Origin of the sequence: Virgibacillus byunsanensis, from assembly GCF_042675965.1 — a bacterium.
Classification (GTDB): Bacteria; Bacillota; Bacilli; order Bacillales; family Amphibacillaceae; genus Virgibacillus_R; species Virgibacillus_R byunsanensis.
In genome coordinates this window covers 1-12,093 of the sequence record NZ_JBHTKJ010000022.1, presented here as the reverse complement: position 1 = coordinate 12,093, position 12,093 = coordinate 1, and the positions used below count along the sequence as shown (strand labels likewise).

Sequence of the window (12,093 nt, the reverse complement as noted above, 5' to 3'; positions counted from 1 at the left end):
CGAAGTGACTTTACTCTTATGAAAGTAGGGACACAGTACCGTTGAAGCGTGTAACGAGCGTGGAGGGTTAGTCCCAAGTCTTCTCTTTGAAAACTAAGTCAACTAAATGAAACTCACAAGGTCGAGTAAGATGATGGGATTTTCCGTAAGGAAGGAGAAACAATCCATCGGTGAGTACAGCGTTACGACATACAGAATACTATAATATGCAAGATATACTCGATGACCTCTATGAACGAAGCATTAACAACGCTACCAAAGGTCTCGGGCTATACGAACATATCATATCGAAAGAAAATATCTTATTAGCCTTTCGAAATATAAAAACAAATACAGGGTCTAAAACATCAGGAACTGATGGCATCACGATTGATAAATATAAGATTGAAAATGTTGATGAATTTATTGAGGAGATTCGAAAAGCATTAAATAATTATAAACCTCAAACTGTACGAAGGATTGAGATACCTAAACCCAATGGAAAGAAACGTCCATTAGGTATTCCAACTATGAGAGATAGATTAATTCAACAGATGTTCAAACAAGTATTAGAGCCAATATGTGAAGCTAAATTCTATCACCATTCATATGGTTTTAGACCAAACAGGTCGACCCATCATGCAATGGCTAGATGTCAGTTTTTAATCAATAATGTGAAATTGCACCATGTAGTAGATATTGATATACAAGGTTTCTTTGACAACGTGAGTCATTCAAAGTTAATTAAACAAATGTACAACATAGGAATACGGGACAAAAGAGTCTTAACGATTGTCTCGAAAATGCTAAAGGCTCCAATAAAAGGGATAGGTGTACCAACTAAAGGAACTCCGCAAGGAGGCATCTTATCTCCTCTTTTATCTAACATTGTTCTAAATGACTTAGATTGGTGGATAGCTAATCAATGGGAATGCTTAAAAACAAAACAAACTTATACACCTAGTAGTAAAATAAGAGCGTTAAAGAAAACGAATCTCAAACAAATGTATATCGTCAGATATGCAGATGACTTTAAGATTTTCACAAATTCCCCTAAGTTAGCTATCAAAATATACCATGCCACCAAAGGATACCTAAAGAATCAATTAAACCTTGATATATCAACTGAGAAATCAGCGATTACTAATCTTAGAAAGAGGAAATCTGATTTTCTAGGTTTTTCTCTCAAAGCAGTAGCCAAGCGTAATAGATATGTAGCCAATACACATGTTATGGATAAAAAGATGAAAAATATACTAGAAAAACTTAGATATTTAATTCACAAAATCCAAAATAAACCAACGCCACAAACTGTCATGGGTTATAACGCCTATATTCTCGGAATTAAAAACTACTTCAGGGTTGCGACTCATATCAATAAAGACTTTGGAAAAATAGCCTATCGTCTTATAAAAACCATGTATAATCGTCTAAAACCAATTGGCAAATATGGAAAACCTATAAAGCCATCAGAAACATACAAGAGACTTCATAAAAATAATTTCAGAACATATAAAATTGCTGGTGTTTATTTATTTCCCTTAGGAGATATTCAAACAAGTAATGCCATGAACTTCAGTCAAGATATATGTAATTATACAAAAGAAGGAAGGCTTAAACTTCATCAAAACCTTAGAACCGACGTTGCCATAGAAATAAACAAAATGTTAAAAATGCCTTACGGCAAAGACAACTTAGAAGTTGTAGATAACAGAATTTCAAGGTACTCTATGCAATTAGGCAAATGTGCAGTAACAGGGGAGTTTTTAACATGCAATCAGGTACACTGTCATCATAAGTTACCCCGACACATGGGAGGCTCAGATGAGTTTAACAACCTTGTAATCGTACACAAAGATGTCCATAGATTAATCCATGCTAAAAGTGAAATGACGATTGAGCGATATAGGAACATTCTTCAATTAGATGGAAAACAATTGAAGAAGCTAAACCAATTTCGTAAAGTTTGTAATTTAGTTGCTTTAGTTTAAAAGAATAAGATGGAACGCCTCATGCGGCGAAAGCCGCACGTTGGGTGTGGAGCAGGGGAAAAGATGGAGATTACATCAAAGTCTTACCTATTGCTATTAAACTAACGCCGCAGGATAGCATAGCAACCATGGACCTAAACTATAAGGGGGAATCGAATATTTATGGGTTTTTGGGGAAGAAAAAAAAGCGGAAAATTAAATTGGCAAGACGTTGTAGATTCGGGTTTATCCTTTCTTAGAGTTGGATGTTTAATACCTTTCTTTCTTATTGTTTCTTCCATATCAATATTACTTTTAAACTAAACTAGCTAAAATAGAAGCTATTCTCTTATTGCGTTAACGGGTGCTTTAGTTGAATAAACAATTGAAAATAGATAGAAGAAAAATCTCAGTTCACTTGAACTGAGATTTTTATTTTTAATTACAAATATCACTACAAATAGGATGCAAATTTAGTTACATTTTAAAGTGTAATTCTGACTTTTGTGATAGGAAACGGAACCCGTTACTATTTTTAGTCTCTTTCATTTTGTAAGGGATAGTGTTTTAAGAAATATACTAACGATTGTAACTCAACCGCTAAATCGATGTGGTGCACGCGAACATGTTTTGGAACCGTAATTCTTGCAGGAGTGAAATTAAGTATACCTTCAATCCCGTCTTTAACCAGTCTAGTTGTTATACCTTCCGCTTCACTGGATGGGACTGTTAAAATCGCAACACGAACATCTTTTATTTTAGCTTCTAAATCATCAATGTGGTAAATTGGAACACCACCTATTTCAGTTCCTACTTTTTCCGGACTAGTATCGAACGCCATCATGATTTTTGTATTGTTATTTTTCATGAAATTATAATGCAGGAAAGCTGTACCGAGATTACCGACACCAATCAAGGCAACTTGGGTCAGTTCGTCTTGGTCTAATGTTTTTCGGAAAAAGCCAAGTAAGTATTCGACATTATATCCATACCCCTTTTTGCCTAACGCACCAAAATAGGAAAAGTCGCGACGTATAGTAGCTGAGTCGACCTTAACTGCTTCACTTAGTTCCTTTGATGATACCCGTTTTATACCTTGGTGATTTAAGTTATTTAAAAATCGATAATATAATGGTAAGCGTTTCGCTGTTGCTTGTGGTATTTTATTTTGTTCCATCCGTGTACCCCTTTTCCTCTCGATAGTAATCGCCAGTTTTGCCACCTTTTTTCTCTACTAAGTAGGTTTGACCAATTACCATCCCTTTATCTATCGCTTTACACATATCGTATATGGTGAGCGCTGTTGCTGAGGCTGCTGTTAATGCTTCCATTTCAACTCCAGTGCTTCCTTTTGTTTTTACAAATGCATCTATTTGAATTTGATATGTACCTTCGTTAATCTTCCATTCAAAGGAAATATCAATTCCCTTTAATTGCAATGGATGGCACATGGGTATCCAATCTGATGTTTTTTTGGCAGCCATAATTCCTGCTACTTGTGCAACAGCAAATACATCTCCCTTTTTAATTTCCTGATTGGTAATCTTTTCATAAATTTCTTTCGTAACATATACACTCGATTTGGCAGTAGCTGTACGTTCTGTTTCCTTTTTTTCACTAATGTCGACCATACGGGCTCTACCTTGCTCATTAAAGTGAGTGAAATCTGACATAAGCTCATCTCCATTTTTATATCTCACGTCTATTTTATCAGAAATAGGAATATAAGTCGTGATTATTTTCACAATTGTATTGCTAGGCTATTTACTAATACGATACACTTAATAGGGTGAGGTGAACGTAATGATAATTATGCAACTAAATAACATTTCCAAAGCGTTCGGCGCAGAGGAGATTTTATCCAATATAAAACTCGAAATTAAGGATAAAGATCGTATAGCTATTGTAGGAAGAAATGGATCCGGAAAATCGACATTACTAAAAATAATGGCAAATGAACTGGCATATGATGATGGTGACCTGTTTAAGCCAAAAGACTTAAGTATTGGGTATCTGTCCCAGCATACAGAATTAGAATCTGATAAAACGATTTGGGATGAAATGTTGGGAGTGTTTGATTACCTTCTAAAGCAAGAAAAAGAATTACGATCATTAGAAAGTAAAATGGAACGAGCTGCTTCTTTATCAGACACTGGATACGAACAACTATTAGCCGATTATGACAAACGACAGCAAGCCTTCGAAACAGGTGGTGGGTACCGTTATGAAGCAGATATAAAAGCGGTTCTCTCGGGATTACATTTTTACGAACGAGATTACCAAACACCTATTAGCACATTAAGTGGTGGTCAAAAGACGCGACTAGCGTTAGGAAAGCTTCTGCTCACAAAACCAGAATTGTTAATATTAGATGAGCCAACGAACCATTTGGATATTGAAACACTTAGCTGGTTGGAAAATTACCTTATCAGTTATCCAGGTGCAGTAACGATTGTTTCCCATGACAGATATTTCCTTGATAAAACTGTTTCCATTGTCTATGAAATTTCTCGTCACCATACCAAAAAATATAATGGTTCGTATAGTGATTTTCTTGATCAAAAAGCATTAAATTATGAACAAGAATTAAAAGAATTTGAAAAACAGCAAACCGAAATTAAAAAAATGGAAGAGTTTGTTCAAAAAAATATTGTACGAGCTTCTACCACAAAACGAGCTCAAAGCAGACGTAAACAATTAGAAAAAATGGATAAGTTGGATAAACCTAAAGGTGATGAATCATCTGCTTCCTTTTCATTCCAGGTGAATAAACGAAGTGGAAATGATGTATTGAAAATAGATGACCTTTCATTTCGCTATGACGATGATAAAGATCCATTATTTTCAAAAGTAAAAGTTCACATTAATCGCGGAGAACGAATTGCACTGGTTGGTCCAAATGGTGTTGGAAAAACAACACTACTAAAAACAATTTTAGGATCATTAAAGCCTAGTCACGGTACGATAAAAATAGGAACAAATGTGCAAATCGGCTACTATGACCAGGAACAGGCAAATCTCTCGTCATCTAAGGACGTTTTACATGAATTATGGGATGAGTACCCAAATGTAAATGAAAAAGATATACGAACGGTATTAGGGAATTTTCTATTTTCTGGTGATGATGTTTTGAAGCCAGTACATGCACTAAGTGGTGGAGAAAAAGCAAGACTATCGCTAGCCAAATTAATGATGCAAAAAGCGAATCTACTCGTATTAGATGAACCGACAAACCATTTGGACATTGATAGCAAAGAAGTCCTAGAGGCAGCTCTAATGGACTTTCCAGGTACCATTGTCTTTGTATCACATGACCGGTACTTTATTAATAAAATCACAGATCAAATCGTAGAAATGCAACAGGACGGCGTTACCACCTACCTTGGTGACTATGATTACTATATGGAAAAGAAAGAAGAGCACGCCGAGCTTCAAAGGCTGCAGCAAACTACTGAAGTCGTTCAAAAAACAGATCAAAGGAAATTAAATTTCAAAGAAGAAAAAGCGCTTCGAAGTGAACAACGTAAAATAGAACGGCGAATCGCTGAACTAGAAGGATTAATTGAGAACCTGGAATCAGAGCTTGCAGCACTTGAACAAAAAATGACTGAGCCAGAAATCTATCAGGATCATGAAAAGGCACTGGAATTGACGAAAAAAACCAGTGACATCAAACAGAAAATCGAGCAGTATATGGAAGAATGGGCAGCATTACAGGAAGATTAGGCTGGAATAGGGCATTGATAGCCTATGGTACGGCTGTCACGACCCAGACTATGGCGTATTCAGAATTCGGCATCTCCAGCAAACAGCAAGGCTGATCTAATTAACTTAGATCAGCCTTTTTCTAAAATAAATAATCTTTTTGAACTGCATGTTCCACTGCCACTCGGTAGATTAGTCCAAATCCAATCATTGTGGATAAGACTGAGCTTCCCCCGTAACTTATTAACAATAATGGGATTCCGGTGATCGGCATAATTCCAATTGTCATACCGATATTTTGAAAAGCATGGATCATTAGTAAACTCATAAAGCCAAAGCATATATATGATCCAAATACATTATGTCTAAAACTGCTTAATCCAAGGGTTACTAGTCGATACAGCATCACAAAAAATAATAGAATAACCAATGCACAACCAATAAATCCAAAGCTTTCTCCAATGACAGAAAATATAAAATCAGTATGAGCGTCAGGAAGTTGTACGACTTCTAAATTACTCATCCCTTTCCCCATCAATTGCCCAGACCCAATCGCCAACATGGAAAGGTCGAATTGATATGTATTATCGCTTGTTTGCTGTGTTGAATCAAACCACGTCACAATTCTATCTACTTGATACCCTTCAATTCCAATTAACTCTTGTGACACATCTGGAAATTTCACGATAATAGTAAATAGAACAGCCATTGTTAAAGTTATCATTAAGATAAGACTTATAATTATTTTCCAATCAATTCCTGACAATAGTACCATCATGCCAGCTATAAATACATAAACCATAGATGTACCAAAATCTGGTTGCATTAATATAAATACAACTGGAATCCCTGAGATCAAACTGATTTTTAACAATAACAAACTATCACTTTGTAAAGTAGGCCTTTCATACTTGGTTTTATGTTTACTTATTGCTGCAGCCAAAAATAATATGGTCGTTATCTTAGTGAATTCAGCTGGTTGTAGTGATAAACCAGGGAACGTAAACCAACTTTTTGTTCCGCGAATTTCCTGTGCAATACTTTCTGGACTCACTAACAATACAATGAGCACCAGCACTCCAATGCTATAAATAAAAATACTTGTTTTATATAACTGCTCTAAATCAAAAAATTGCATGGCAGCTACTATAAAAATCCCCGCCCCATACCAAATCGTCTGCTTTAGAACATAGTTTTCTCCTATATTTTGTGGCAGCTGTTGTGCATTATAAATGGCAATTAAACTAGCACATATAAAAAATAATAACAGGACGATTAAATCACTTTGTGTATAATGGGATTGTTTTGCCGACACGTTATCCACCAAATTTCTACTATCAATATATATTTTCAATCTAGTAATTAATTAACAGGTTACTAAATTAATCCACAATGATATACACATATAAGTTACTCTACCAATACATATTAACAAAGTTATACACACAATCCACAAACAAACTCAAACTTATCCACATTCTCATCCACAATAGTTTTCCTCTATCTATGGGCATTCTAGTAAAAATACCCACAACTACTGTGGATATTTATCTAAGGGTTAGTGAGGGATTTGCATTTAAATCCCATTCTGAACGCTTACCTGCTTCAAAAGCTATGCTACCTGCTGCAGCAATCATCGCTGCATTGTCCGTACACAGTTTTAAAGGAGGTATAAGTAGTGGTATATTACTATCCTCAAATTTTTTGTCCAATGCCTTGCGCAATCCTGAATTGGCTGCTACACCACCCGCAACAATCACTTGTTTAACATTATACTTGTTAGCTGCTTTCCACGTTTTTTCTGTAAGTACTTCTACAACGCTTGCCTGAAAACTTGCTGCTATATCTTCTTCTTTTAATTCTCCTCCACGCTGTTTTGCATTGTGGATTTTGTTAATAACAGATGATTTTAATCCACTAAAACTAAAATCAAAGCTATCCACTTCAAGCCATGCGCGGGGAAATGATATCGTTTCTTGTCCAATTGCTGCCAACCTGTCAATTTGCGGTCCGCCTGGATACGGCAGATTCAGCATTCTAGCTACCTTATCATACGCCTCTCCAGCTGCATCGTCACGAGTTTCTCCTATCACCTCATAAATACCATGCTCTTTCATTAAAACAAGCTCAGTATGTCCCCCTGATACAATGAGGGCCAATAGTGGAAATTGGAACTCTTCATCTAAACGATTTGCATAAATATGCCCGGCAATATGATGAACACCTACGAGAGGTTTTTGTTTGGCAAATGCAAGTGCCTTTGCCGTATTTACACCTACTAGTAATGCACCAACAAGACCAGGCCCCTCTGTAACAGCAATTGCATCAATATCATCCCACGTAAGCTTTGCTTGATCAAATGCTTCTTCTAACACAAAAGTCATCTGCTCCACGTGGTGTCTTGATGCTATTTCAGGAACAACACCACCAAACCTTTTATGACTTTCAATTTGTGAAGAAACAACATTAGAAATAATTTTCTTGCCATTTTTGACGATCGCTACAGCAGTTTCGTCACAGCTTGTTTCAATCCCTAGAATATAATTATCTTTACTCATTAAAATTCACCCACATTACTACGGCATCTTCTTGATTATCCGTATAATAATTTTTACGAATACCACCAGGTACGAGCCCAAACTTTCGATACATAGCTTGTGCAATTTTATTTGATACACGTACCTCTAGCGATAAGCGCTTCACTCCTATACCAATAGCGTATTTCATCGTATATTGAAAAAGCTTTTCACCTAATTTATTTCCACGATATTTAGGCATGATAGCAATATTGGTAACTTGCGCATCATCCATAACGACCCACAACCCCACATAACCGATTATTTTCCAGTCTACTTCCATCACAAAGTACTGCGCATATTGATTTTCAAGAATTTCCTGATAAAAGATATCCTCTGTCCAGGGAGTGAAAAACGTTTCCCGTTCAACTTCCATAACTTGGTCTATATCCGTAACTTCCATCTGTCTAATACATAGTTCAGCCATTATTATGTTCCTTTTGTTCCTTCAGCCAATTTGCTTCAGCTTCAGCTAAACGTAAATAATTTGGTGCTAATGTATGTGTTTGATCTGCTTTTCTATGAAGTCCAATTAACGCTAAATGTGATGGTTTAGCAATATGAAATGGTCCTTCGGGTATAATTGCTTTGTCTCCTAGCTCCTCAACAATGGTTTCCTTAAACGTGTCAATATCTGGGCTTAAAAAAAGTACATCCTTGTTTTCTCCAGCTATTTTTTTTAGCCAATCCATCATTAAAAGGTTTGTTTCCTCTATTATGAGTTCAAGCTTATCCTGTTTCGATTGATATAATCCTGTATAAATCATATTACGCCTTGCGTCAAAGAATGGGCAGATATACGTATCCATTAAGCGCCCTTGAAATGCAAGCACTTCCAAACTAGATACTCCTACTATTGGAATGTTTAATGCCCATGCCATCGATTTAGCTGTTGCTAATCCAATGCGTACCCCGGTATAGGAACCGGGTCCTTTTGCAACTACTATTTTATCCAACTGTTCAGGTGTTATATTAGTATCTTTCATTAATTGGACAATAGCTGGCATTAGCCTAACAGAATGATTTTTTTTGACATTTGTTGAAAGCTCCCCAATAACTTGATCATGATGGAGCAGTGCAACACCTAACGTCTGATTAGAAGTATCAACTGCAAGTATATTCATTCAAGTAACTCCCTTATTCCAAACATTTCTAAATTGGGTTTAACCAATTAACTCTGTAATTATAGATTCAAAATGAGCACCGTTCGGATAGAATTCCAGTACTCTGGTTTTTTCATCAAGTGAGGATAATGTAATATTGAGTCGTTCACTAGGTAAGTATTCCTCTATAAACTCTGCCCATTCGACTACTGAAATACCATCACCATTAAAGTATTCCGAAAATCCAATATCTTCATCAGAGTCTTCCAGACGGTAAACATCCATATGATAAAGTGGTAATTCCCCTTCATATTCTTTTACGATTGTGTATGTTGGGCTATTAACATTTCTTTTAACCCCTAGTCCATTCGCTATCCCTTTTGTGAAGGTTGTTTTCCCAGCCCCAAGTTCCCCTGTTAAAGTTATAACATCACCTGGCTTGAGAAACATAGCTAATCTTTCGGCTATTGTTATGGTTTCTTGATAGGAGTGTGTTTTTAATTTGTATACGCTCATTTTTCTCACCTACTTAAGATGGGTGTAACCCTTTTTTTGTAATCGATATGTCTGTTTATTTTCATGTAAGAAAACTTGACCAATATTAGATTGACTATCATCAACGTAACCAATTTCTTTAAGAGGTGTATTTGTCTCCTTAGCAATTATTTGTAATTCATTCCAGTCTTTATTAGATACTGTTCCCAAAAGTTCAAAATCTTCTCCACCAAAAAGCTTCCACTTATGTTGAAGCTTTGGCGGAAACTGTTCATAGGAATCCTTTATTGGTAGTTGCTTTTCATATAAAATCAGAGAAACTTTAGAAGCCTCTGCAATTTCATTTGCCTCATTCGCAATACCATCACTTATATCATTAAACACAATTCTCGATATGTTTTCTGTCTTGGAAGCAAAGTCAACTCTCGGCAATGGTTGTTGGTGTCTTTCTTTATAATACACTTCATCTGTATAATAACCAGGGTTCGTTAATATGTGAAATCCAGCTTGTGAATCACCTAACGTACCTGTTACAAAAACTTTATCGCCTTCTTTTGCTAAACTTCTGTATCTCGCTTTATTTCTTTCTACATAACCAATTACGGTTATCGAAACAGACAATTCCTGTCCTGATACAGTATCGCCACCAATTAAATCCATTCTAAATTTTGTGGCCAATTGTTTCATACCAACATAAATCTGATTGATCTCTCCACTCGACCAAGTCTTGGGTATTACAATAGATACAAGATAAAAAGCAGGAGAAGCTCCCATAGCAGCTAAATCACTGACATTGGCAGCAAGTGCGCGGTATCCTATATGCCATGGTTCCATTGTTTGACGAGAGAAATGTACTCCCTCCACAAGGGTATCAACAGCACATACAATATCTTGTGTTGGTTGGCGAATTACTGCCGCGTCATCACCTATACCCTTTATAAGGGAAGATTGCTTATAGGAATGTTGTTTAATTGAATTTATAAACGAAAACTCATCCATAAAATTACCACCAATTTACTTATTCTAATTACATTAATAATAGCAAAAAGATACGTAAAAGGAAAAAATAAGTAAAAAAAGCACTACTAATTTAGAAGAACCGTTGAGTTATTCTGCTTAGATACGATGAAGCCACGTCCTTGAAAAGGAAAAGCACTTTTTCTGCGTGCGATGCTTTTTCAGGGAAGCATTCCTTATCCTGTACGTCGAAGCTGGACGCGGCTTACACAGTCAATAAATTATCCAAAGACTAAAAATATAATTTCCTAGACAAATAAAAAACACATAATTTCTATTACGAAATTATGTGCATATTATATTATGTATTGTTATTAAAAAGTGGCGGTCCGGACGGGACTCGAACCCGCGACCTCCTGCGTGACAGGCAGGCATTCTAACCAACTGAACTACCGGACCAACTATAAGAAGTTTTAGTTGAAATAATTTGGTTGCACTCACAAAGCACAACTGATTTTCAATTAGCAATGAAACAAATTCGACGTTGTTAATTGAATTAAATTGGTTGCGGGGGCAAGATTTGAACTTGCGACCTTCGGGTTATGAGCCCGACGAGCTACCAGACTGCTCCACCCCGCGATATGAGATAATATAAAGTTGTTTATGCATTCGGCCTTGCTTTAAAGATCAAAACCTGACCTCTTCCTCTTCTAGCTTATTCAAAGATGCTTTGTTCGTCGAGGTTACTCGTAGCCTACTCGGTAGAAGTTAAGCTCGTTGCTCCACCCCGCGATATGAGATAATATAAAGTTGTTTATGCATTCGGCCTTGCTTTAAGATCAAAACCTGACCTCTGCCTCTTCTAGCTTATTCAAAGATGTTTTGTTCGTCGAGGTTACTCGTAGCTTACTCGGTAGAAGTTAAGCTCGTTGCTCCACCCCGCGATATGAGATAATATAAAGTTGTTTATGCATTCGGCCTTGCTTTAAAGATCAAAACCTGACCTCTGCCTCTTCTAGCTTATTCAAAGATGTAAAAAATATATCTTGAATGCCTGGCGGCGTCCTACTCTTGCAGGGGCAATGCCCCAACTACCATCAGCGCTGGAGAGCTTAACTTCTGTGTTCGGTATGGGAACAGGTGTGTCCTCACCGCTATAACTACCAGACATTCATTAAATATTTAAAGCACAAGTTTTATTATATCTATTATGGGTAAAAAATGCAAGTTTTTTTATTTTATACCCTAAAAACTAAATAAGAGCTTTACATTCAAGTCATCCAAATACAAATAGGTACATAAAATAGT

The 12,093-nt window shown here is 36.3% G+C and carries 10 protein-coding genes, 2 tRNA genes and 1 rRNA gene; 2 read left to right on the top strand and 11 right to left on the bottom strand.

Features of this window, described 5'->3' with window-relative positions; all coding sequences use genetic code 11:
• The first annotated feature begins 170 nt into the window (after window positions 1-170).
• Window positions 171-1,970 carry a group II intron reverse transcriptase/maturase gene (gene ltrA / locus ACFQ3N_RS09565; protein ID WP_390361798.1) on the top strand — a complete coding sequence of 600 codons (1,800 nt, stop codon included), beginning with the start codon at window positions 171-173 and terminating at the stop codon, window positions 1,968-1,970.
• 514 nt (window positions 1,971-2,484) lie between these two features.
• Here the strand turns inward: ltrA and ACFQ3N_RS09560 are convergent.
• Window positions 2,485-3,126: a redox-sensing transcriptional repressor Rex gene (locus tag ACFQ3N_RS09560; protein ID WP_390361796.1), complete on the bottom strand. Its 642-nt coding sequence runs from the start codon at window positions 3,124-3,126 to the stop codon at window positions 2,485-2,487.
• A complete protein-coding gene (gene moaC, locus ACFQ3N_RS09555; protein ID WP_390361794.1) occupies window positions 3,113-3,622 on the bottom strand; it encodes a cyclic pyranopterin monophosphate synthase MoaC in 510 nt (169 codons plus the stop codon). Before moaC ends, ACFQ3N_RS09560 begins: the two co-directional genes overlap by 14 nt.
• Window positions 3,623-3,752: 130 nt before the next feature.
• Between moaC and abc-f the strand changes: the two genes are divergently transcribed.
• Entirely contained in the window at window positions 3,753-5,675 is a 1,923-nt protein-coding gene (abc-f, locus tag ACFQ3N_RS09550) for a ribosomal protection-like ABC-F family protein (protein ID WP_390361792.1), read from the top strand.
• A gap of 121 nt (window positions 5,676-5,796) precedes the next feature.
• Here the strand turns inward: abc-f and ACFQ3N_RS09545 are convergent, their stop codons facing one another.
• From ACFQ3N_RS09545 to rrf, 9 genes are all read right to left on the bottom strand, one after another.
• Window positions 5,797-6,969, bottom strand: a complete 1,173-nt coding sequence (locus ACFQ3N_RS09545) for an FtsW/RodA/SpoVE family cell cycle protein (RefSeq protein WP_390361790.1) — start codon at window positions 6,967-6,969, stop codon at window positions 5,797-5,799.
• Between the two features lie 232 nt (window positions 6,970-7,201).
• The gene (tsaD, locus tag ACFQ3N_RS09540) at window positions 7,202-8,212 is read right to left on the bottom strand and encodes a tRNA (adenosine(37)-N6)-threonylcarbamoyltransferase complex transferase subunit TsaD (RefSeq protein ID WP_390361788.1); all 1,011 of its coding nucleotides are present in this window, start codon (window positions 8,210-8,212) and stop codon (window positions 7,202-7,204) included.
• A complete protein-coding gene (gene rimI, locus ACFQ3N_RS09535; RefSeq protein WP_390361800.1) occupies window positions 8,205-8,660 on the bottom strand; it encodes a ribosomal protein S18-alanine N-acetyltransferase in 456 nt (151 codons plus the stop codon). The genes tsaD and rimI overlap by 8 nt, the downstream gene beginning before the upstream one ends.
• Entirely contained in the window at window positions 8,650-9,354 is a 705-nt protein-coding gene (gene tsaB / locus ACFQ3N_RS09530; protein WP_390361786.1) for a tRNA (adenosine(37)-N6)-threonylcarbamoyltransferase complex dimerization subunit type 1 TsaB, read from the bottom strand. The genes rimI and tsaB overlap by 11 nt, the downstream gene beginning before the upstream one ends.
• Window positions 9,355-9,393: 39 nt before the next feature.
• Complete coding sequence (tsaE, locus tag ACFQ3N_RS09525; protein WP_390361784.1) at window positions 9,394-9,849, bottom strand: tRNA (adenosine(37)-N6)-threonylcarbamoyltransferase complex ATPase subunit type 1 TsaE; 456 nt, start codon at window positions 9,847-9,849, stop codon at window positions 9,394-9,396.
• Window positions 9,850-9,858: 9 nt separating this feature from the next.
• Window positions 9,859-10,827: a thiamine-phosphate kinase gene (thiL, locus tag ACFQ3N_RS09520; protein ID WP_390361782.1), complete on the bottom strand. Its 969-nt coding sequence runs from the start codon at window positions 10,825-10,827 to the stop codon at window positions 9,859-9,861.
• A gap of 340 nt (window positions 10,828-11,167) precedes the next feature.
• Window positions 11,168-11,244: transfer RNA gene (locus tag ACFQ3N_RS09515), tRNA-Asp, on the bottom strand.
• 103 nt (window positions 11,245-11,347) lie between these two features.
• Window positions 11,348-11,424: transfer RNA gene (locus ACFQ3N_RS09510), tRNA-Met, on the bottom strand.
• A gap of 413 nt (window positions 11,425-11,837) precedes the next feature.
• A 5S ribosomal RNA gene (rrf, locus tag ACFQ3N_RS09505) occupies window positions 11,838-11,953 on the bottom strand.
• Window positions 11,954-12,093: the final 140 nt, after the last annotated feature.